This window comes from Luteibacter sp. KNZ12-1A (genome assembly GCF_056755675.1).
The window spans coordinates 1-23,461 of sequence record NZ_JBPGXU010000018.1; the positions used below are offsets into that span (position 1 = coordinate 1).

The window sequence follows — 23,461 nt, forward strand, 5'->3', positions numbered from 1 at the left end:
GCCTGATCCGGGCATGCCCCCACAGGCGACCAGCGCACCGCCACCGCCCCCTCCGGCGAACGCGCCATTGCCGCCGCCCGCTCCAGGCGCCGAGGGAAGCACGTCCGGCACGACCCTGTCGACACCGCAGGGCCAGGTCTCCGTGAACAGTGGCCCCGCGCCGGCGAAGCCGGCGGGACCCGCGCCGGATTTCGCCACGCTCGCCGGTGGCAAGGGCTCGATCAGCGCGGAACAGGCGTCCGCCTATCCCCTGCTGGCCAATGATTTCCAGTACGCGGATAGCAACCGCGATGGAAGAATCTCCAAGGTCGAGTACCAACGCTGGGTGAGCAAGTCGGGCGCCAGCGGGCAGTAAACCTCTCGCATCCGGCTCCGGGCTGGAAACCCGGAGCCGGCTCCCGCGACGAGTAACGCTGCACGTTCTTCACACGGCCACGCCCGCTACACTCCTCCCTCGCCGGTGCTAGCCCGGCTCGCAGGGAGTCACACCAACATGAAGCCATTTCGCGCCGCCGGCGCCATCGGCGCCTACGCGTGCCTGCACACGGGCCTCGCGCTCGCGCAGAACCCGAGCCCCATCGACATCCGCGCCTGCGCCGGCATCGAGACCGATTCGCAGCGCCTGCTCTGCTATGACAAGGCCGTGGGTCGCGACCAGTTGCCACAGGCGATCAAGAAGGAAGACCGCAGCGGGGAATCGGTCAGCGTCGACCTGGCCACGCGTAATTCGGGCAACCTCGCCAGGCCGCTTTCGCTGCTCGACAGCCGCTGGGAACTCTCCCCCGAATCCAAGCTCGGCACCTTCAACCTGCGCGGTTACAAGCCCACCTACGCACTGCCGTTCTTCGGTACCACGAAGCAGAACACCACGCCGCACAGCCCCGCTCCGGACCACACGGTCACGACACCGCAGGAATTGCAGAGCGTCGAGGCCAAGTTCCAGATCAGCCTGAAGACCAAGGTCGCGGAAAACCTCTTCGACGACAACGGCGACGTCTGGGTCGGCTACACGCAGTCGTCGCGGTGGCAGGTCTACAACTCCGACAACTCACGTCCCTTCCGCGAGACGAACTACGAGCCGGAGGCGCTGCTGGTCTTCAATACGAACTATCAGGTGCTGGGCTGGACCGGCCGCCTTGCCGGCATCGGCATCAACCACCAGTCCAACGGGCGCGCCGATCCGCTCTCGCGCAGCTGGAACCGCGTGGTCGCCGACATCGGCCTGGAACGCGAAGGCTGGACGATCATGCTGCGTCCCTGGTGGCGCATTCCGGAAGATCGCAAGGACGACGACAACCCCGACATCCAGGACTACATGGGCCGCGGCGAGATCCAGGTGGTGCATGAGGTGGGCCGCCAGGAATTCGGCCTGACCGCGCGTCATTCGTTCCGTGGCGGGGACCGCTCCCACGGGTCGCTACGCGGGACATGGAGCTTTCCGGTGGCGGGCAACCTGCGCGGCTACCTCGAGATATTCAACGGCTACGGCGAGAGCCTGATCGACTACAACCACCGGGCGACGTACCTGGGCCTCGGCGTGTCGTTGCTCGACTGGTATTGATCCAGCGCCTGTGGGGTGACCCCCACAGGCTGCTCGACGGACGATCAGTGGTGGTGGCCACCTTCGCCGTGGACATGACCGTGCGACAGCTCTTCCTCGCTGGCCTCGCGGACATGGGTGATCTCGACGGCGAAATGCAGCGTCTGGCCGGCGAGCGGGTGGTTGCCGTCGACGGTGACGTTGTCGCCTTCGATCTTGCTCACGGTCACGTTGATGCTGCCCTGGTCGTTGCGACCCTGGAACTGCATGCCCGGCTGGAGGTCCTCCACACCCTGGAATGCCGCGCGCGGCACAACCTGGATCAATTCCGCGTGGCGCGGGCCGTAGCCCTCTTCCGGGGCCACGTCGACCTTGAACTGGTCCCCGGCCGAGCGGCCCTCCAGTGCCTTTTCCAGGCCCGGCACGATATGGCCTTCGCCATGGATGTAGGCCAGCGGCTCACGCCCGTCCGAACTGTCGATGACGTTGCCCTGGTCGTCGGTCAGCGTGTAGTGGAAGGAAACGGCGTGTCGATTGGCGATCTGCATGAAAAATTCTCGCTCTGGAGGGGATAAGGGAAGACGTGGATGCCCTCCGGGACCTCCAAGGCTAGGCGACCCGTCCGCGTACTGCAAATCCATGGTGGCCCGGATGCTGCGCCGCAACCCGCCGCGACGCCGCGATCTGCTAGCTTTCCCGCTTTTCCCATCCCCCTCCGAAACCCCGACGGGAGCCGCATGTTCGACTGCATTCTGATCGCCAATCGTGGCGAGATCGCCTGCCGCGTGATCCGGACCTGCCGCCGCCTGGGCATCCGCACCGTCGCCGTCTATTCCACGGCCGACGCCGACGCCCAGCACGTGCGCCTGGCGGACGAAGCCTGGCCGATCGGCGGCCCCCGGCCGGCGGAGTCCTACCTGCGCGGCGAGGCCATCCTCGACGTGGCGCGGCGTAGCGGCGCCCAGGCCATCCATCCCGGTTACGGCTTCCTTTCCGAGAACACGGATTTCGCCAGGGCCTGCGCCGCCGCCGGCATCGTCTTCATCGGCCCGCGCCCCGAAAGCATCGATGCGATGGGCTCCAAGGCCGCCGCGAAGGCGCTGATGGAAAAACACGCCGTGCCGCTGGTGCCGGGTTACCACGGGGAGGACCAGGACCCGGCGCACCTGGCCGCCGAAGCCGCGAAGACCGGCTTCCCGCTGATGATCAAGGCCGCCGCGGGGGGCGGTGGCAAGGGCATGCGTATCGTGCGCGACGCGGCCGGCTTCGCCGAGGCGCTCGCCTCGGCCCAGCGCGAAGCAGCGAATGCCTTCGGCGACACGCGCGTGATCCTCGAACGATATGTCGAGCATCCGCGACATATCGAGTTCCAGGTGTTCGGCGACAACCACGGCAACATCATCCACCTCAACGAACGCGAGTGCTCCGCGCAACGCCGGTACCAGAAGGTGTTCGAAGAGACGCCTTCGCCCTTCCTCGACGAGGAACGCCGTGCGCGGATGGGCGCGGCGGCGGTCGCCGCGGCGCGCGCGGTGGACTACGTGGGCGCGGGCACCGTCGAATTCATCGTCGGCCAGGATGGCGAATTCTTCTTCATGGAGATGAACACGCGCCTGCAGGTGGAGCATCCGGTCACCGAGGAAACCCTTGGCCTCGACCTCGTCGAATGGCAGCTGCGCGTGGCGCATGGCGAGCCGCTGCCGCTTCGCCAGGAGGATGTCCGGGCCAGCGGCCATGCGATCGAGGTGCGCCTCTACGCCGAGGACCCCGAAGCGAACTTCCTGCCGGGTTCCGGCCGCCTTGCGGCGCTGACGCTGCCCCAGCCATCGAGGCATGTGCGCCTGGATGCCGGCGTGGTCGCCGGCGACACGGTGACGATTTTCTACGACCCGATGATCGCCAAGCTCATCGTCCACGACCGCGACCGCGTACAGGCACTCGAACGCCTGCGCGAGGCGCTCGCCCAGACCGACATCGCCGGGCCGAAATCGAACGTCGCCTTCCTCGAGCGCCTTGCCCGGCACCCCGCGGTGGTGGAAGGCCGCATCGACACCGGCTACCTCGACCGCCATCCCGACGAATTCCTGACCGGCACCACGCGTGCGGGCGACCTGGAGCGTTTCGCCGCCGCCACGGCCGTCCTGCTCGCCGACGAGGCGACACCGGCCGCAACCGCCGCCGACCCGCACTCGCCGTGGGCCAACGCCGACGCCTGGCGCCTGGGTCACCCAGGGAAGCGCGTGGTCGCCTTGATGGAGGGCGATACCCGCCACGAGATCGACGCGCACGGACACGACGGCCACTACGTCCTCCACCAGGGTGATCATTCGTGCACCGTGGCAGGTGCGCGCCTGGGCGACGGCATCTTGTCCGCCCGGTTCGACGACCGGGCACGGCGCGTCCCCCTGTCGATGGAAGGGACGCGTATCCGCTTGCACGACGACGAGGGCCGCCGCTGGACGTTCGAACGCGCTCCCGCCTACGCGTGGGCCGGCGAGGCCTCCACGGGCGCACGCCAACTCGTCGCTCCGATGCCGGGACGCATCGTCCTGGTCCGCGCCACGGCAGGCGATGTGGTCGAGGAAGGCCAGGAATTGCTGGTGATGGAAGCGATGAAGATGGAGTTGGCCTTGAAGGCGCCCCGTGCCGGCACGATCGAGTCCGTATCCGCCGCGCAAGGCGATTTCGTGGATGCCGATGCGATCCTCGTCCGCTTCACGGAAACGGCCTGATGGAAACCCGCATGAACGCATCGAATCACGTCCGCATCGTCGAAGTCGGCCCGCGCGACGGCTTGCAGAACGAAAAGACCCTGTTGCCCGCGGCGGTGAAGATCGAGCTGATCGACCGCCTCTCCACCACGGGCCTCGCCACCATCGAGGCCACCAGCTTCGTCAGCCCGAAATGGGTGCCCCAGCTTGCGGACGCCACCGAGGTGTTTCGCGGCATCCGCAAGGCGCCCGGCGTGGTCTACCCGGTGCTCGTGCCGAACCTGCAAGGTTACGAACGTGCCCGCGACGCCGGGGCCACCGAGGTGGCCGTGTTCACCGCGGCGTCCGAGGCGTTCAACCGCGCCAACATCAACGCCTCGATCGACGAGTCCATCGATCGCTTCATGCCCGTCCTCGAACGAGCGCGTGCCGATGGCGTCGCCGTGCGCGGCTATGTGTCGACGGTGCTCGGCTGCCCTTACCAGGGCGAGGTCGCCGTGACCGATGTCGTGCGCGTCGCGCGTCGCCTGCACGAGCTGGGTTGCCACGAGATTTCGCTGGGCGACACCATCGGCGTCGGCACCCCGACGAAGGCACGCGACATGCTGCGCGCCGTGGCCGGCGAAGTGCCGATGAATGCCTTGGCCGTCCATTTTCACGACACCTACGGACAGGCGCTGGCGAACATCCTGTCCTGCCTGGACGAAGGCGTGCGCGTGGTCGACAGTGCGGTCTCTGGAACGGGCGGTTGCCCGTATGCCAAGGGCGCCACGGGCAACGTCGCCAGCGAGGATGTCGTGTACATGCTGCATGGCATGGGCATGACGACGGGTATCGACCTGGACAAGCTCATCGAAACCGGTGCGTGGCTCGCCGCACGGCTAGGCAAGGAGACAGCCAGCAGGGTCACGCGGGCACGCAACGCACGTGAGGAAGGATAGACGGATCACCGGCGCGGCGGCACGACCATATGTGTTCGCGTCCCATCGCGAGCCAGGCGCAGGGCTTCGCTCGACTGGCGGAGGGCATCCATCTCTCCGGTCTGCATGAATCGTCGAAAGAGGCCGGCGGACTCCGCCAGGCGCTCTTGCGCAAACGCGTTGTCGCGGGGAATGTTCATCCCTTCAATCGCGCCGACAAGCTCGTTGTCGGTGAATCCGCTTCCCACGAGGTCGCCCTGCGAGAGCTGGTTGAACGGGGTGGGTGAAGGTGTTCTCCTGGCACCGAGCAAGGTCGCCACATGGTTCCATTCATTGCCGATGCCGTCCGGAAATACCTCCGCCATGCGTGGAGTAACGAGGTTCTCGGGCATGGATAGTCCCCGGCTCAACCGCTGCGCGGCCAGGTTCACCCTGGAGGCACCCGTCATCCCGCCCCAAGGGTTCGATGACGGTACGACGCCCTCTGCCGCCTCCCCGGCAAAGCCGGGATTTACCCGCCCCCGTGGCGCAGTGGGATTCCCGCGTGACCCGATCGTGCTCACCTTGCTGGGTTTCCCACCGGCATTGCGGAGCCGCCAGGGCAGTTCACTGACCGATTTATAAGCACCGCGTACCTTGCCGGCTCCTGAAGCCATCGCACGGCCGACACGCGAAGCGGCCACCGCCGGCGCCGCGCCCACGGCGGCCGAACCGATGCCATAACCCATGGACATCCACCCCAACACGTTGCCTTCGGATTCGTGCCCGGTTTCATTGAGCGCGACCGACGCGGCACCCGTCGCGACCGACAACACGCCGACTCCGGTCGAAACCACGGCCGCCGCCTGGGTGAAGGTCACCGCCGCGCCGGCCCACAACGCGGCCGCGGCGGGGGCGAGCGTACCCATCGAGGCGGCCACGCTGATCGCCGTGCCGATCGCGCCGATGCCGACGATCAGCCAGTCCAGCCAGCCCTCGCCGCTGGGATCGATGCGGTTGACCGGATCGCCAGAGACATAGGCATAGGCATTGAGTCCGCCGTGCCCGAAGGGGCTGGCCGCATCGGGACTGTGGAAGCGCATCAAGCGTGGGTCGTAGACCCGATAGCTGCCCAGCAGGTACCAACCCACGTCACGTTCCTTGAGTTCCCCCGCATAGGCGATATCGCTGCCGCCCTCCTCTTCCGGGCGGTACCCGTAGACACCATAGGCTGGCGAGGCCAGCGTGGCCCCCACTTCGCTCACGACCGAACCCTGTGCATCGGTACCCAGCAGGACCGTATGCGTCCCCACGGCATCGGACGTGCTTTGCGCCACGCACGCGCCGTCGAAGGCATGGAACGACGACGACGTCACGCCGTCGCTCTCCCGGGCCACCCGGCCATCCCGGTAATAACGGAACCGTGTCGGAGCCGGTCCACCGACCGCGCCCACCCGGTCCAACGGGTCGTAACGATAGTCCTGCCAGGCGCTCCCGCGCGTCCAGCGGACCAGCCGTCCCGCCACGTCGTACTCCATCCGGCGCTGGGCCTCGTCGTACTTCAGGTTTCCGCAAGCGTCGTATTCCAACGGGACGATCTCTTCGCTGGCACCCTGCACGCGTTCGATCCGGATGAGCTGGGTCGGATCGTCCAGCGCATAGGTGAAGCTGCTCTTCCTGGGTGGGACGTCCATGTCCGCGTACGTCGTCTCCAGCGTGAGCATGTTGTCCAACGCGTCGAACGTGAACCGTTGCCCGGCTATCGCGAGACCCCACGGATCGATGGGCGCATGGATACCCGTGCAGGCATATCCCAGCAGGCGCCCACGGATATCGTAGTCATACGACTCCTCACGCGAACCGTCCTCGGAAAGCCAGGTTCGCGTGCGGAGCTTTGCATCGGCGGTATACGTCTGGGCCAGCGTCTGCGTTCGCATGGCCGCTCCACTCCGCGAGACAAGCACGCGTTCGATTTCACGGCCACCGTCGTCGTAGGCCAGCGACATGTCGATGGAACGCTCGCGGTCGGCGGATTCGGTCTTGATCCTTCGCGTGCGCGAGAACGCGTCGTATACGAACTCGACTCCCAGCGTGTCGTTGTCGACCCTCGAGACCCTTCCACATTCGTCATACCGGAGGCCGCTCGTTTCGCCGTCGACAAAGGTATACGTCGCCGGCAGGCCAAGCAGGGTATAGGTGTAGGTGGCGTGCTCATCATGCGTGCCGAAGCGAAAGCGCTCGGCCCGCACGCGTCCGCTGGGCAGGTATTCGATATCGTGTTGGCCGAGCGCATTGGCCGCGGACTGGAGCTGACCCAGCACAGGGTGGTAGTCGAAAAGACATTCCACCGTTCTCGCCCGATCCGTGATCGCGGTCAGGCGGTGACCCAACTGCTTCTCGTACGTACAGGAAAGTACGTCCTCCGATGGCAGGTGGATCTCATCCGGCTCACCGGAACGGGTTGTCCGGTAGACGTATCGGATTTCGCGCGAGCCGCTGCGAAACAGCGCGCGCCTGTCGAGGCCGTCGAATGCCTGCCGGCCGAGTTTGGCATCCACCTCCACCGTCCCGCCAGCCGGCGTATGGCGAACGCCGGTCGTTTCGACGAGCTCGTGGTCGGCGTGCCTGGCGTACGTCCGATACACGACCGAACCGTCGGGCAAGGTGATCTCCACCACCCTGTCGTACTCGTCGTAGCTATAACAGGTCACCTTGTCCGGCAGGCCGGGCGCGGATTCGGTGTCGGAAAGGCAATGCCCCCATCCGTTGTACGTGTAGCTTCGCCACGATCGGGGCACGCCTTGCGCGTCGCGCCGCTCGATCCGCAACGGCCGGCCATGGATACCGAATGTCACATACGAATGCTCGCTCAGCTCACGCACGCCGGAACCTACCGCTTCACTCCAGCGATCCTCGGTGCGCTCGATGGGATCCACCAGGACATGGGCGACGACGCCATCCGGTGCGATCGACATCTGGAGATTTCCCCACGCGTCGTAGACGTGCCGCGTCGTCAGGGACAGCTCGCCCGATGTGCCGGAGGCCAACGGCACCGCGTGGTCCGTCGTGGTCTCGGATAGCGTTTGTCCGAGCGCATTGAAGCTCGTACGCGAGATCTCACGCTCGATACCGTCGTCCAGCCAGTTCACCGCCAACCGGCGCACCGCACGACCGAAGCCGTCCAGCCCGGTACGCGTGCGCACGCCCGTCACGCTCGTTTCCTCGTACCAGCCTCCGGCATGCGAGAGCGCGTAATGCACCTCGCTCGTCGCGGCGAAGGCCGTGTCTTCCGCCATCGTCTGCCTGACCTTTCGACCGAAAGCGTCATGCGCATGGCGCATCACGGAGCCGTCCGGGCTTTCCTCCATCACGATCGTTCCACTGAGCAGCGACCGCGCGCTACGGGTCGTCAGGGACAATGCATCGTCGTTGCCCGTGCTGGCGGTCACGGTGGTCGTCATGAACAGCACCGCCTCGTCGGCCGCGTTCGCACCGGCGTTCTTCGCGGTTCCCACGACATAGGCATAATCGGTCTTGGCGTCCACGCCATGCACCGTCGACACCACCTCCAGCAGTCTTCCGTGGTGCGCGCCGCCATCGGCGACGAACGCCTGCCGGGTCTCGCTCAACGGCTCGGCGAGCACGCGCCCGTCGACTTCGCGATGGATGCCCTCGTAGACGGACAGCAAGTGCCCCGGCCCTTTGCCGTCGACGGCGGGGATCACCTCGTAGGCGTGCCGTGTCACCTTGATGTCGCCCACGGCGCCGGCCGGCGGTCGCATGCGTTTCTCCTTGAGGCAACGCACGAAACCCAACGGATCGGCGGGACAATCGTTTCCTTCACCGCCGGCGGGATAATAGGAAAAGTATTCATGGGCACCGGTCGGGTCGCCATGGACAATGCAATTTCCGTCGTTGTCGTAGGCGCGCGTTTCCACATCCTCGCGAACCCGGTCGGGCTCGCCTTCGCGGTAGTACCGCGTCCTCACCTCGACCGGCAGCTGGCACCACGGCACCTGGCTGGCGAACGAGATCGATGGATCCTCGTCGTACACCGTCACCGTCTCGGTCACGCAACCGGCCTGCGAGGCAAGTTCCCGCGTCAGCAGGTGGAAACGGTTGAAGGTCCGTTCCACCGTGCGCGCCGCCTGGATGCCGTCGTACTGCGTCTCCGTGGAGCTGTATTCGTAACGCCGCCCCTCTGGCATCACCACCCGGTACAGGTTGTCTTCGTCGTCCAGCCAGGTCGCCAGCGCCCCATGGCCGAAATAGTTGCGGGTCGAATACGTATAGCGTGTTTCCATCACTGGTTGCCCGTGGCCCGGGTCGCGACGGCATGCCACGACCACCGGCATATGGCTCAGCGGTTGGTTGCCGCTGCCCGGCAGCGCATGGCCGTCCTGTCGGTAGACGACTTCTTCCCGGCCGCCCGTGGGCACCGTGGTATTCGTGAGCAGGAGCAGGCCCGTGGCCGTCGCTTCGTATCCGAACAACCAGCCATCGCCGTAACCATCCGGCAAGGCCAGTTCCGCCAGCCGGCCGTTGGTGAAGCGAAAGGTGAACGCCGTGGCCTGCGCCGTCTCCGGATGCAGGCGCACCACCGTGGCACCCTCCTGGTCGTAATCCACGGCCAGCAGCACCCGCCCGGTACCATCGATCACCTTCCGCAGCCTGACGATCCCGTTCGCCGCGCCCTGCTCCAGCGTCACCGCATGGCCCTCCGGTGAACGTACCTCGCGCAATACCGCCACGCCGTCGCTTCCCGCATCGGCGCGCAGGCGCTCGGACATCCCCGACTTGTGCACGATGCGGTAGTCGCCGTCGAACCCCTCCCGGATCAGGTCGAACGTGCGCAGCTTGCGGTCCTTGAATGTCGCCCTGTCATCGACGAAGGTATCCACCCGGAACGACTCGCCACTGGACAGCGACAGCCGTTTGCGCCGCGTGTCGTAGCGTGTGCTCGCCAGCGACCAGCCGATGCCGAAACCCGCATCCACCGGATTGAGCGCACTGAAACCCAGGCCCAGCCCCACCGTCGGGCCGCACAGATTGTTCGCCGCCACGCCCGGCAGGCTGACCGTGCAGGAGTACATGCCCGTGCGCGGATCGACACCCGTGTTCACCGCGCTCAGGAAGTTATAGGCATTCGAGTGGATGCCGCCGGTTTCGGCGGGGACTAGCGCTTTGCCGTCGTCCGTCATACATGCCTCCATGCGCTGCACATCGATCCTTGCCGATCCCGGCAAGCGATTTACCTATAAAGGACCAGGGTCCATCGTCCCTCGCCCAGCGTGCTCTTGAACCGCACCTTCAAGGTATTCGCGTTGCCGTACCAATCGGTCGTGGTCAAGGTGAGCGGGCCATTCGGCTTGCCGCTTTCGTAGGCGATGTCCTGCCGCCCCACCAGGACGATGACGCCTTGCTTCTCGTCCGCGGAAGGCAGGGTGGGCAAAGCCGTCGGCCCCACGGGTACCGCGTCATCCCAGGTCAACTCGGTGCTTCCCGGCTGGGCATACCCCGTGAAACACGCACGGTGCTCGCCGTGCACCTTGTCATGCCACTGGATCATGCCCCCGGGCGACACCACCATCGACCTGATACCGATCACGATCCCCCGCGGATCCTTGAACGACAACGTGTAGCGATGGACGGAGTCGGGGTTGTAGTCGGGCTGGCCAGGGGACTCGCTGCCTCCCTCGTCGCCGGAAAGAATGTCGCGCTCCCAGGGATAACTATCGATCGCCCACACCTCCGGCGTCACGCCCTCGACATCCTCCCTGGAATCATGGTCCGCGTCATGCTCGACACCTTCATCATCGAAGCGCCTGCCGTTTGTCAGGTACGTCCACCCGTCGTCGCATTCCACGTACGCGCACAACGACATGCGTTGGGCGGAGCCTCCCCGATTGGCGATATGAAAGTAGCGGAACACGCTGGCTTGCGGTGAGGATGCCGGTCCGGGATACGAGGCATCCGGGCGCGCCGCCGCAGCCGGATGGGAAAGGTAGCCCTTGTCATAGGTCGTGTCCTCGGCGCCGGCCACGCCCGGGCTTGTCATCCATCCCGTCGCCGTGCCCGTATCAGGAGGAAGACGGCGACTTTCATCGGCGAACGCGATGGTCAGGCTGGCCAGTTCCGTTTCGGTCGGTACACCCGGCTTGCCCGTCAACGTGTCGTTGAATGCCAGCTCGATCTTGAACTTGATCTGTTGGACGCCGTTCGTATACGCCTTGTCGCTGGCCGAAACACGGACGAGCTTGAACGTCGTGATCTCCCAGGCCGGCCTGGTTTCGGCGCGTTTCGTGATTATCTCGTTGTTCACCCTGAGCCTCCTGGCATGCGAGTGTGTGATGGCCGATTCGAGTCCCTCTTGACCCGGACGGGATCGGCAATAGGCCGTGGATGACCGCTGCGATAACTCGCTGGCCGGTATCGGCAAGGGACATCGAATCCGCCCATTCCGCTCCCGGCCGGGGAGGCAACCACGCATCGATCAGACGGTGCTCTCCCAGTCGCGGAATCGATCGAGAACACCCTTCCTGAAAGCACTGCTCTCCGTGCGTATCCCGAACTCCTGCAGATCCACCGACGCTAGCGAGTCCTCCGGTGACATTACCCGCGATGGCGATGCCGCGCCCGACTCGCCCGGGGGTGGCGATGGAGACGTCGGGTTATCGAACCTGACTTGCCGTCTTAGCTGAGGACGCTGGCCCGCATGGCTCCCCCCAGACGTCGCGTTACTTATAACCGAGGACGTACGAGACCTGTTCACGGGGGATGCCGCGTCACCGGCGCGGGACGCCACGCGACTGCCCGCGCGCGATACCGCGCGACCCATGGCGGATCCCGCCTCGCGCGCTGCGCTGCCGGCCGCCTCGGCCACGTTGACGATCCTCTGCGAGACCACACGCGCGCTCGTTCTGACAAAGCGACTCGTGGTCCTTCCCAATTCGAGGACCGACGCTTTCCACGCCCATCCTGCCGAGAGGGTTCCTGCGAAGACGCCGGCGCCCGCGAACCACTCGGCTCCTTCGCTCCAACCCGCCCGCTCGGCAATGACAGATGTCGTATCCGCTGCCGCGCCCGCGACAGCCCCGATGACTGAAAACGTCGTATAGATTTGCGCTGCGGACACGGTCGCCCCCGCCTCGGCAGCGGCGGCCGTGGATCCGGCGACTGCGAGGGGTGCCGCTGTCATTACCGCACGTGCGGCTGACATGGTCGCTGTGAGGGCGGCCCCGACGCCCGGGGCAGTAACCGTCGCAGCGAGGGCCATCACGCCAAGCGTTATGAGCGTCAGGGTATCGATCCAGCTCTTTCCCGTGGGATCCGCCCGGCTCACTGGATTGCCCGCGCAGTACGCATAGGCGTTCAAGCCACCCTTTCCGAAGGGACTCGAGGCGTCGGGACTGTGGAATCGCATCAAGCGAGGGTTGTATGCCCGATAACTGCCCAACAGGTACCAGCCGGTATCGCGGTCCCTCAGCTGGCCGGCGAATGCGACGTCGCTGTCGCCCGAAGCCTCCGCCCGGTCTCCATAGGCGGTATAGACCGGTTGCTTCATGTCATCCGATGCTTCGCAAACTACCGAGCCCTGCGCGTCACTGGCAAGCAAGATGACCTTGCGGATGGCGCCGGCGATCGTGCTTTGCGCCAGCGTGTCGCCAGCCACGCGATGGTAGGTGCACGAGGCGCGCTCGCCGGACTCGTGGGCCACCCGGTCGCCCTCGTAGTAGCGGTATCGTCGATCATCGTCTTCGACGATACAGCCCACCCTGTCCAGGGCGTCGTACCGATAGGACCGTCCCGCCTGCCCGTGCGTCCAGCCCACGAGACGGCCAAGCGCGTCGTACTCGAGTTTCCGCCCGGCCTCGTCTCGCACGAGGTTGCCCGACGCGTCATGGGCGAACTCCAGGATGACATCCGGCCGGCCGGCTTGTATTTCCACCAGACGCGCAAGCTGGGTCGGATCGTCCTTCGCATAGTCGAACCTGCTGTACTTTTCCGGCTCGAACGGACTCACGAAGCGGGTGACCACTTCGCGAACGTTGTCCAGGGCGTCGAACGTGAACCGTTGTTGCGCAATCGCATGACCCGACGGATCGAGTGGTCCATGCATGCCCTCGCAATCGTATTCGACCAGCCGTCCACGGGCATCGTAGCCATAACGTTCTTCGCGAACACCCTCTTCCGTCACCAGCGTGCGCGTCGCGATCTCGCCGCCAGGCGTATACGTCTGCACCCACTGCTGCGTTTTGACGATCGGCCCGGCGCGTGCCGTGATGTCCCGCCGGCACTCGCGACCGTGTTCGTCGTATGCCGTGGCCATGAGCGAGGACAGGGAGCCGTCGACGGTTTCCGTGGCGACGCGGAGCGTCCTGCCGAAGGCATCGTAGGCGAGTTCCGTTGCGATCTCGTCGGATTCCAGCGCGTGAAGTCGTCCGAGCGGGTCGAAGGACAGCCGACATTCGGCGCCGTCGACGCCCGTGTACCGGGTAAGTTCACCCTTGAGGGTATAGTCGGAACAAACCGCGATCCGCGATTGACCTTCATGGATGAACGTCGTCTTCGCCAGACGGCCAGATGGAAGGTACTCCATGGTCTGGATGCCGAGATCGTTGCTCGCCCGCAGCAATCCGCCATGCACCTTGTCATGTTCGAAGACCGTTCTCTCCTGCGGTAGCTGGCCTCGGCTCGACAGTTCGACAAGGCGATCGTCGAGGTACTTCTCATATCCGCATGTCAGCAATTCGCCGGATGGGAGGTGTATCTGTCGCGGCTCCGTCGAACCTGGCTCATAGGTATAGCCGGTCTCGCGCCGGCCTGCCCGCCGCATCGTGAGTCGCCCTGCCCCGTCGAACGTCTGTTTGCCGAGCTCGACACCCCTGCCGCCGATCGAAACGTGGTGCACGACAAGGCTCTCTAGCCATGGCTGATCGCCATGCGGTGCGTACCTGCGGCTGACGACCGCCGTGTCGGGCAATATCGACTCGCTGAGCCTGTCGTATGCATCGTAGACATAACGGGTGACATGCCCTTCGGCATCCGTTTCCGCGACGCACCGGTCGAGCCCGTCGTACTCGTAGCGCCGGTCGACTTGCGTGCCCTGGCTGTCGAGCCGCTCGATCAGCAAGGGCTTGCCGCTCTGGCTGGTCGTCGTACGTTTGCGACGACTGCGACCTACCGATCCGTCGGCAACGACTTCGTCATACTCGTCGGTCACGAGACCGATCGGGTCGACACGGCTCAACGAACGCATGCCGGAAGGATGAAGCGTTTCCGCGCGGTTGCCCCATCCGTCGTAACGATAGAAGGTCTTGAGGACCAGTGCGACGTGTCGCGCCTTTTTCGACTTCCAGCCGGAGACGGGCACATCGACGTCGGCGGTGGTCTCCGACACGGTGCGGCCGAGCACATCGAACGTGGCGCTCCGGATCTCGTGTTCGCGGCCGTCGGATTTCCAGTCGACGGCCACCTGCCGGACCTCGCGGCCGAAGCCATCCAGCTCCACGCGGGTCCGTCGCCCCACCACGTCGGTCGTTTCCACCCAGCTGCCCGCGTGCGTCAACATATAGCGCTTCGTCATGCTGGCGGCAAACTCGGAGTCGGCGGAAGCTGTCTCCTCGACCAGGCGTCCCAGCCCGTCGTAAGCGATTCGCTTGATGACGTGCCTCGCGTCTTCTTCCATGACGGCACGCCCATCGAAGAGCGAGCGGGCATCCATGCTGACCTCTGTCTGGCTATCCGCGCCATCGCTGCCGATGCGCGTGGTCGTCGTGACCAGCACCGGAAATGGCTCGCCCCTTGCATCCCTCTCGGCGTCACGTATCGCATAGGTCATGGCGATCGTCGTCCTGCCTATGTCGCCGACCACGCGCAACGTGCCGAGGGGACGACCGTGATGCATGCCGCGATCGTCGATGACGGCGTAAGTTTCGTCGCTCAGCAGGATCGACCCGCCATCGCCGTTGTCCGCATACGACACCGCGCTTCGGGGGACCAGATGATCCGGGTCGTCGGCGATCAGGGAGACAAGCGGTTCGTAACGGTAAAGGGTCGACCGCACCGGCCCGACCGTACCGTCCGGCGGCGATGCGCGCTTCTCCCTCAGGGACCTGACGAACCCGAGCGGATCGGCCGGACATTGCCCCTCGACGCCTTCGATCGGATAGTACGTGCGCGTTTCCAACGCGCCTCGGGCGTCGCGGTGCTCCAGCAAGTTGCCGTGCTCGTCGTAGGTGCTCGTTTCCACTTCTTCGCGAAAACGCTCGGGTTCAGCCAGCCGGTAGAACTTCGTTCGCGCCTCGATCGGCAACTGGCACCAGGGCTCCTGCCTCTCGAACGATTGCGAGGGGTCCTCGTCGTAGACGGTGACCACCTCGGTGACACAGCCATCCTGCGTGGTCGCCTCGCGCGTCAGCAGGTGGAAGCGATTGAAGGTCCGCTCCACGGTCCTCACCGCGTGCAGGCCGTCCATGGTCGTTTCCGTCGAGCTGTAGACGTACGCCTGTCCCGCCGGCGCCACGATCCGATACAGGTTGTCCTCGTCGTCCGTCCAGTCGTCCAGCGCGCCGTAACCGAAGAAATTGCGCGACGAGTACGTGTATCGCGTTTCGGTCCGGGGTTGCCCGTGACCGGGATCACGCCGGAACGTCGACACCACCGGCATGTGAGTCAACGGCCGGTTCGTTCCCCCGGGGAGCAGATGGCCCTCCAGCTTGTAAATGGCTTCTTCACGACCGCCGGTCGGTACCGTCGTGCTCTTCAGCAGCAACAGGCCCGTGGACGTCTTCTCGTAACCGAAAGACCAACCGTCGCCGTAATCTTCCGGCAAGTCCACCCGCACCAGCACATCGTTGGACTGATGGAAGACGAACGCGCTCGCCCGCGCCGACCCCGGACGGAGGTGAACCACCGTCCGACCGATGGTCTGGTAGTCGATCTCCAGCAGCTTGCCCGTGGTGTCGGAGGCACTCATCAGCCGGGTCACCCCATTCGCCGATCGCTGCTCAAGCGTCACCACATAGCCTTCCGGCGAACGAACTTCGCGTAACACCGCAATGCCGTCGCTGCCCAGGTCGCCGCGCAGCAACTCCGACATCCCCGATTTGTGCACGATCCGGTAGTCGTCGCCCTCCTGGCGCATGTCGAACGAACGCAGCTTGCGATCCTTGAAGGTCGCCGTGCCGCTGACCGTGTCCACCCGGAACGACTCCCCGCTGGACAGGGTCAGGATCTTGCGCCGGCCGTCGAAACGCGTGGTCGATATCGACCAGCCGAGTCCGAAACCCGCATCGACCGAATTCAACGCGCTGAAAGTCAGGCGGAAGCCCACGGTCGGACCGCACAGGTTATTGGCCGCCACGCCCGGCAGGCCGATCGAGCACGAATACATGCCCGTGCGCGGATCCACTCCCGTCGTCACGCTGCTCAGGAAGTTGAACGCGTTCGAATGCACCCCGCCCGTCTCGGCCCGCGGATCACGTTTTCGTTTCCTGGCGGGCGGCGCCTCGCGCGACCGGTCGGGCCGCGCAGTGGCGCGTTTCGCTGACTTCATTCCCTTGTCCATGTGCATTCCATGTCGTCGTTCGTCAGGCTAGCCCCAGGTTGCGATGTCGATGTCGTCGATTTCCGGGTAACGGAACTTGATCGTCAACCGATGGGAATTACCGAACTCGTCGACGACCGTCACGTTGGCGGCCTTCCGTGGCGGCGCAGCCGATGACCCGCTCCAATAGAAATGCATATTGTCAGTGAAGCTGGAAGCGACCACCTGCAACGCACCGGGCTCGGGCTGCACGATTCGTGGATCCGGGAATAACGTTGAAATGTTCTGCCACCCGTCGTGCACGTGAACACTCGGCGGCAGTCCCTGGCCGATACTGGGCCACGCGCCCGGCTGGGCCATGATGGTGAACACCGCCTCCCACGGCCCCCAATCACCCTCGTGCCACCAGATATTCGGTCCCTCCGCGCCATACTCCAGTCGAAGCAGCCTGATTCGCACCTGACGAAAGGTGAGCCAGATGTAGTAGTCGTTCACACGGTGCCAACTGTCTTCCAGCCGGTGGGTTCCGCGAATATGGAATCCATCTTCGCCCAGCTGACTCACCGGCAGGGTCAACGGAGGTTTCGCATCGATGTACACGGAGCTATCGAAGCTTCCAGGCCCATTCCCCACAGCTCCTGGCCGCGTCTCGATCGGCTGATCCTTTCCAGGTGGCAGGATCGATATCGCGATCCGCTGGACGGCCGGCGCATCGACCACGACAAAGATGTCCATGGAATCCTGGTCGGCAGGCAGTGGCCCAAGCCGTAGTGGAAGCGAATTATCGTTGCATGCGGGCGATGCCGCGTCCGCATGCCCGGCGACCAGCACGCTTCCCGGGATGAGCGTGTCGTTATATGTGTACTCATTCGGTTCGAATCGAATATGCCAGGGCGGCCCCAGTTCCTGTCCTGTCTCATAGTTGATGATCTTCAACGACCTCTTGCTCTCTTCCGTCAGGCGAACCCAGACGCCGTCCTCGTTACGCGCGGAAAGCACCACGCGCAAGCGCACTTGCTGCCGACCATTGGCGTACACCTTCGCCACTGGCACGCTGCCATCCTCGGCCCGCGGCGGATGCTCGACGTAGAAGGTCTGGAGATACGTCCAGGGACTTTGTTCCTCCCGTCCCACCGTGCCTCTGCCGGGTTCCTTCAACGGGGTCACGTGACTCTTTTTCTTCATGACGGCATTCCCTTTTTGTCGTGACGTCCTGCTCGGTTTCGTTCTCTGGGCGCGCGGTTCCGCGAAGCCGCTTATCTCTTGGAGAGCACCCGTTCCAGCCATCCCGTGGCTCGACGGGTACGCAGGGTTCCTTGCGAACCTGCTGCCGGGTGCTGGAACCCCGCTCCGCGGTTCCCCCCGATGTTTGCGCCGCGACCGCCGTTGTTTTCGCCTTCTTCATGCAGGCATCCTTGAATCAGCTGTTCCTTGCTGAGCCGGTAGCCTCTGCCGCGTGCGCCCCCCTGGCAATATGTCCTCCGTTGTAGGCGCGCATGGCGCCCGCGCGTACTCGCCGAGGGCGGCGGTGCGCGCCGTGGGCATATCCGGCTAACATCACGATGAAACGTCCCGCCGAGCCGCAATGACCTCATGACGACGCCGTTCACCATCCGCCCCATCGAGCCCCGCGACGATACCGACATGGCCGCCGTGATTCGCCACGTCATGCCGGAATTCGGTGCCGATGGCCCCGGCTTCGCCATCCACGATCCCGAAGTGGACGGCCTGTCCGCCGCCTATGCGCGACCGCGCCATGCCTATTTCGTCGTCGAGAAGGACGGTCGTGCCATCGGCGGAGCGGGCATCGCCCCTCTGGAAGGCGGCGACCAGAACACCTGCGAACTACGCAAGATGTATTTCCTGCCGGCGGCACGCGGCATCGGCGCGGCCTCACGACTCATGCGCCGCTGCCTGGATGCCGCTCGCCGCGCCGGTTTCCAGCGCATCTACCTGGAAACGTTGACCGGCATGGATGCCGCGCAGGCGCTTTACCTGCGCCATGGCTTCGCGCGCATCGACGCGCCCATGGGCGGCACCGGACATTTCAGTTGCGACCGCTTTTTCCTGCGTCACCTCAACGATGGCGACCTCATCGTCGCGCCCGAGCCGCCTGTACTCCTGTTCGCGATCGACGACCCGGACCGCGCCGACGTATTGCCCCTGATCGAACAACTGCACGGCTACCTCTCCGACCTCTACCAGCAGCCGCCACCCCGGTACGTGGGCGTGGAAAGCCTGCGGCAGCCCCATGTGACCTTCATGACGGCGCGCGTCGACGGCATCCCCCTGGCCTGCGGTGCCGGCGTGGACCATGGAGACTACGTCGAACTGAAGTACATGTACGTCGTACCCGCCTGCCGCGGCATGGGACTCGGCAAGCAGATGCTGGAAGCGCTTGAGGCCCAGGTACGCGCGGCTGGCGGCACGAAGGTGAAACTGGAGACCGGCACGGCGCAGACCGAATCGATCGAGCTTTACGAGCGTTCCGGCTACCGGCGCTGCCCGCCCTTCGGCGACCATCACGCCCATCCCGCCAGCATCTTCATGGAAAAGCCACTGTGATCCGCATTGCCACCGAGGCGGACGCCGCCGCCTGCCATGCCATCTACGCACCCGTCGTGGAGACCAGCGCGATCACGTTCGAGACCGAACTTCCCGGCGAGGAAGCCATGCGCGCACGTATCCGCGGCAAGCTGGCGAACCACCCCTGGCTGGTATGGGAAGATGAAGGCGAAGTGATCGCCTATGCCTACGCGGGCCGCTTCCGTGAGCGCGCGGCTTACGACTGGATCGCCGAGACCTCGATCTACGTGCACGAGAAAGCCCGCCGCCGTGGCATCGCCCGCCGTCTCTACGGCGCGTTGCTCGGGACCATGCGCCTGCAAGGCATCAACCAGGCCGTCGGCGTGATCACGCTCCCTGGCGATCCCAGCGTGGCCATGCACGAATCCATGGGCTTCGCGCCGGCCGGCGTGTGGCCGAAAGCCGGCTACAAGCTCGGCCGGTGGTGGGACGTGGGCGTATGGAGCCTCTTCCTGGCCGAACCGGCCACACCTCCACCCGCGGTCGTTCCCTTCGCCGGGTTGGCGGAATCGAACGCCCTGCATGCGTTCCTTGCCGCATCCTGACCACCTCGCACGTTCGTGTGCCGATGCACAAAGCCATCGGCGGCACCCTCGGCTAAGATGTGCCTCTTTGCCAGTCGCACCAGTGGAGTCTTCATGCAGCTCGAACAGGTCAGGGCCGTCATCACCGGCGGCGCATCCGGTCTGGGTCACGCCGTCGCCCGACGTCTCGTCGCCGCCGGCGCGAAGGTGACGCTCTTCGACGTCAACGAGGAAAAGGGCCAGGCCGCGGCCTCCGCCCTGGGCCCTCTCGCCACGTTCCAGCGCACCGACGTCACCTCCGAGGAGAGCGTGGCGACGAACGTCGGCGCGGCGCGCGAAGCGATGGGCGGGCTGAACGTGGTCGTGAACTGCGCGGGCATCCTGGGCGCCGGGCGCGTGCTCGGCAAGGACGGTCCCATGCCGCTGTCGACCTTCACCGGCACCGTCATGGTCAACCTCGTCGGCAGCTTCAACGTCGCCAAGGCGGCCGCGCAACTCATGCAGGCCAATACCGCCGGCGACGACGGCGAACGCGGCGTGATCGTCAACACCGCCTCGGTCGCCGCCTATGAGGGCCAGATCGGCCAGGCCGCCTATTCCGCCTCCAAGGGCGGCGTGGTGGGCATGACCCTGCCGATGGCGCGCGAACTGTCGCGCTTCGGCATCCGCGTCAACACGATCGCACCCGGCATCTTCTGGACGCCGATGGTCGACGGCATGCCGCCGCAGGTGCAGGAGTCCCTGTCCGCGTCGATCCCGTTCCCGTCGCGCCTGGGCAGGCCGGAAGAGTTCGCCGACACCGTGGCCTTCATCCTCACCAGCCGTTACCTCAACGGCGAAACGATCCGCCTCGACGGCGCCGTTCGTCTCGCACCGAAATAATCCACTCCAAGCCGAACCCCATGAAAGCATCCGAAGTAAAGAAGGGTAATGTCGTCGAGAACGATGGCACCGTGTACCAGGTCCGTGACATCGAACGCAGCGCGCCCACCGCGCGCGGCGGCAACGTCACCTTCCGCTTCACCCTTTACTCCATTCCCGGCAACCGCAAGTACGACCTCAGCCTGCGCGCCGACGACGAGTTGAAGGAAGTCGAGCTCAGTCGCCGCCAGGCGAAGTTCTCGTACATGGACGGCGACGCGTTCGTCTTCATGGACGACGAGGACTATACCCAGTACGTCCTCGGCCCCGAGGTGGTCGGCGACAACGCCGGCTACGTCGTGGAAGACCTCGAAGGCTATTTCGTGCAGGTGATCGACGATGCGCCGGTCGGACTCCAGGTGCCCACCTCGGTGGTCCTTGTCGTCACCGATACCGCGCCGGAACTGAAGGGCGCCAGCGCCACCAAGCGGACCAAGCCCGCCACGCTCCAGACCGGCATCGAGGTACAGGTGCCGGAATACATCACCACGGGCGAAAAGGTGACCGTGAACACCCTCACCGGCGAGTTCGCCGGCCGCGCCTCGTGAACGCCGGGGACGGAATCGTGGCCACCCGGTTCCGTCCCGCTTCGCCGCTCGCCAGCCCACACGCATCATGAGCAATGGCTACTCGTTCCGTGCCAGCGTCATCGACGCGCTGATCCGGACGAAACGACCCGATGTCCCTCTGCGGGTCGCGCTGCGCAACACCGCGGCGGTGGTGCTGCCACTGGCGCTCGGCATATGGCTGGGCTATCCGCAGGTCGGCATCGGCATCGCCGCCGGCGCGCTCGATACGATGTTCTCGGATCAACCGGGCCCGTACCAGCAACGCCTGAGCCGGCTTTTCCTCGCCGCGCTGGCGGCCGGTGCCGCCGCGCTGGTCGGCTTCCTCATCGGCGACTGGATCCTGCCGATGAGCGTCGCCTGCGCCGTGTGCGGCTTCCTCGGCGGCATGCTCGTCGTATTCGGCCCCGACATCGCCAGGGTGGGCATGACGAGCATGCTGCTGCTCGTGATCACCGCGGCCACGCCGAAAGACCTGGCCGGGTCGATGGCCGGCGGAAGCCTCATCTTCGCCGGCGGCATGTTGCTGGCGGTGTTCTCGATAGCGGCGTGGCCGTTGCAACGCTACCGTCCGGAACGGCTCGCCCTGGCCACGGTCTATCGTGGCCTCGCCGAACTCGCCCGCAAGCCACAGAAGGATGGCGAGGCGCCCGGCCTCACCGACGCCATGAACGCCTTGCAGAGCACCCTGCTCGGCCGCCACCACGCACGTGGCCGCGCCATGGAAGCCTTTCGGGTGCTGCTGGAACTGGCCGAGCGCATCCGCCTGGAATTGATCGCCATGGCGGAGCTGGAAACCCGTCGCGACGGCATGGGCGAGATGTTCCGCAACGATGCCGCGCGGGTCCTGGCCGCGACCGCCGATGCCCTCGACGCCGCCGAACCGCCGCAACGGGCCGAACGTGCGCTGGCCACCTTGCAGGCGAGCGAGCGGGCGTTGCTGGCCGGGTCCGCCGGGATGGGCCTGGGTGCGCATATCCAGGCCCTGTCCGGCCAGCTCGCGGCCGTGGTGCGCAACACCAACTGGGCCGGCTCGCGCGGCGAGGAACGCGCGCAACGAGCCGAGACGGCATTGCCGGAAACGCTGCGCAGCGCATCGGCGCTGTCGACGCTGCGCGCCAACCTGACGTCCGGCTCGGTGGCCTTCCGCCATGCGGTGCGCTGCGCGGTGGTGCTCACCCTCGCCTTCGCCGTATCGCGCTATTACGCCCTGCCGCACGGTTACTGGTTGCCGATGACGGCCGCCATCGTGCTGCGCCCCGACTTCGCGGCCACCTTCAACTTCGGCCTCTTGCGCGTTGTCGGCACCGTGCTCGGCCTCATGCTGACCACGTTCGTGCTCCGCCTCACCCCGGACGCGGCCTGGGCGCATCTCGCGGTGATGGGCGTGCTCTGTGTCGCCTTCCGTTATCTGGCCGTGGCTCACTACGGCGTCGCCGTCGCGGCGCTGACGGGCACCGTGGTCGTCCTGCTCTCGTTCGAGGGCGTGGACCCGTTCTCCGCGATGTCCGACCGAGTGCTCAACACCGCGTTGGGCAGCGGCCTGGCCCTGATCGCTTATGTACTCTGGCCTTCTTGGGAGCGGCATCGCGCGCGAAGCGCCCTTTCGGAAATGCTCAGCGCCTACGCGGATTACCTCGATGCGCTGGTCGGACCCGCCGACCGCGGCGCCCGTCACGAAGTGCGCATGGGCACGCGCACCGCGCGCACCAACGCCCAGGCATCACTGGACCGCATGCGCGCCGAACCCGGTACACCCGCGGTGCTGCTCGAACTGGCGGAGACCCTCTACGCCAACGGCAATCGCCTGGCCCGCACCGCCATGAGCCTGGAGTCGCTCATCGATGCCGACGAAGTGCCGGATGAATGGGCACATGTCGGCCCGTTCATCCGCGAAGCCTCGGTGGCGTTGCGTGCGCAGGCCGAGGCACTGACCCGGGTGGAGGCCATCGCCATGCCACCGGGCCTTCGCGAACACCAGCGCGCGCTGGTGGAGGCACTGTCGCGGACGAAGGATCGCGAACTGGCCGAAGCGGTGGGGCGCCTGACGGACCGCCTCACCGACAACGTCGATACGATCGCGCACGTGGTCAACCGGCGAAGCACGGCTCCGGCCTGATCACCGCTGGACGGCTCCCACAAGGCGATCGCCTGCCGGCCACCACC

General features: G+C 65.8%; 14 protein-coding genes and 1 pseudogene. 10 read left to right on the forward strand and 5 right to left on the reverse strand.

Annotated features, from left to right (window positions below; all coding sequences use genetic code 11):
* Together ACR9ZJ_RS06100 and ACR9ZJ_RS06105 are read left to right on the forward strand one after the other, a co-directional pair.
* Window positions 1–355, forward strand: a 355-nt coding sequence (locus ACR9ZJ_RS06100) for an EF-hand domain-containing protein (protein WP_481287180.1), incomplete at its 5' end; no start/stop codon positions are given.
* 138 nt (window positions 356–493) lie between these two features.
* A complete protein-coding gene (locus ACR9ZJ_RS06105; RefSeq protein WP_481280929.1) occupies window positions 494–1,561 on the forward strand; it encodes a phospholipase A in 1,068 nt (355 codons plus the stop codon).
* Between the two features lie 44 nt (window positions 1,562–1,605).
* Here the strand turns inward: ACR9ZJ_RS06105 and ACR9ZJ_RS06110 are convergent, their stop codons facing one another.
* The gene (locus ACR9ZJ_RS06110) at window positions 1,606–2,088 is read right to left on the reverse strand and encodes an FKBP-type peptidyl-prolyl cis-trans isomerase (protein ID WP_481280930.1); all 483 of its coding nucleotides are present in this window, start codon (window positions 2,086–2,088) and stop codon (window positions 1,606–1,608) included.
* Between the two features lie 189 nt (window positions 2,089–2,277).
* Here ACR9ZJ_RS06110 and ACR9ZJ_RS06115 point away from each other — a divergent pair, with 189 nt between their 5' ends.
* Complete coding sequence (locus tag ACR9ZJ_RS06115; RefSeq protein ID WP_481287181.1) at window positions 2,278–4,272, forward strand: acetyl/propionyl/methylcrotonyl-CoA carboxylase subunit alpha; 1,995 nt, start codon at window positions 2,278–2,280, stop codon at window positions 4,270–4,272.
* Between the two features lie 11 nt (window positions 4,273–4,283).
* Window positions 4,284–5,192, forward strand: coding sequence for a hydroxymethylglutaryl-CoA lyase (locus ACR9ZJ_RS06120; RefSeq protein ID WP_481287182.1), 909 nt, complete (start codon window positions 4,284–4,286; stop codon window positions 5,190–5,192).
* 5 nt (window positions 5,193–5,197) lie between these two features.
* Here the strand turns inward: ACR9ZJ_RS06120 and ACR9ZJ_RS06125 are convergent, their stop codons facing one another.
* From ACR9ZJ_RS06125 to ACR9ZJ_RS06140, 4 genes are all read right to left on the reverse strand, one after another.
* A complete protein-coding gene (locus tag ACR9ZJ_RS06125) occupies window positions 5,198–10,351 on the reverse strand; it encodes an RHS repeat domain-containing protein (protein WP_481287183.1) in 5,154 nt (1,717 codons plus the stop codon).
* 50 nt (window positions 10,352–10,401) lie between these two features.
* Window positions 10,402–11,472: a hypothetical protein gene (locus ACR9ZJ_RS06130; protein WP_481287184.1), complete on the reverse strand. Its 1,071-nt coding sequence runs from the start codon at window positions 11,470–11,472 to the stop codon at window positions 10,402–10,404.
* Window positions 11,473–11,643: 171 nt separating this feature from the next.
* Window positions 11,644–16,707 (reverse strand): RHS repeat-associated core domain-containing protein, encoded by a 5,064-nt coding sequence (locus ACR9ZJ_RS06135; protein WP_481287185.1) that lies wholly within the window; start codon window positions 16,705–16,707, stop codon window positions 11,644–11,646.
* A 39-nt stretch (window positions 16,708–16,746) separates the two neighbouring features.
* Window positions 16,747–17,856 (reverse strand): hypothetical protein, encoded by a 1,110-nt coding sequence (locus tag ACR9ZJ_RS06140; protein WP_481287186.1) that lies wholly within the window; start codon window positions 17,854–17,856, stop codon window positions 16,747–16,749.
* A gap of 435 nt (window positions 17,857–18,291) precedes the next feature.
* Between ACR9ZJ_RS06140 and ACR9ZJ_RS06145 the strand changes: the two are divergent.
* The 6 genes and pseudogenes from ACR9ZJ_RS06145 to ACR9ZJ_RS06170 form a co-directional block, all read left to right on the forward strand.
* Window positions 18,292–18,777, forward strand: a pseudogene (locus tag ACR9ZJ_RS06145) (GNAT family N-acetyltransferase); the annotation flags it as partial.
* A gap of 78 nt (window positions 18,778–18,855) precedes the next feature.
* The gene (locus tag ACR9ZJ_RS06150; RefSeq protein ID WP_481287200.1) at window positions 18,856–19,263 is read left to right on the forward strand and encodes a GNAT family N-acetyltransferase; all 408 of its coding nucleotides are present in this window, start codon (window positions 18,856–18,858) and stop codon (window positions 19,261–19,263) included.
* A complete protein-coding gene (locus ACR9ZJ_RS06155; RefSeq protein WP_481287187.1) occupies window positions 19,260–19,829 on the forward strand; it encodes an N-acetyltransferase family protein in 570 nt (189 codons plus the stop codon). The genes ACR9ZJ_RS06150 and ACR9ZJ_RS06155 overlap by 4 nt, the downstream gene beginning before the upstream one ends.
* Before the next feature lie 93 nt (window positions 19,830–19,922).
* Window positions 19,923–20,690: an SDR family NAD(P)-dependent oxidoreductase gene (locus ACR9ZJ_RS06160; protein WP_481287188.1), complete on the forward strand. Its 768-nt coding sequence runs from the start codon at window positions 19,923–19,925 to the stop codon at window positions 20,688–20,690.
* A 20-nt stretch (window positions 20,691–20,710) separates the two neighbouring features.
* A complete protein-coding gene (gene efpL / locus ACR9ZJ_RS06165) occupies window positions 20,711–21,277 on the forward strand; it encodes an elongation factor P-like protein EfpL (protein ID WP_306847907.1) in 567 nt (188 codons plus the stop codon).
* Between the two features lie 64 nt (window positions 21,278–21,341).
* Complete coding sequence (locus ACR9ZJ_RS06170) at window positions 21,342–23,414, forward strand: FUSC family protein (protein WP_481287201.1); 2,073 nt, start codon at window positions 21,342–21,344, stop codon at window positions 23,412–23,414.
* Window positions 23,415–23,461: the final 47 nt, after the last annotated feature.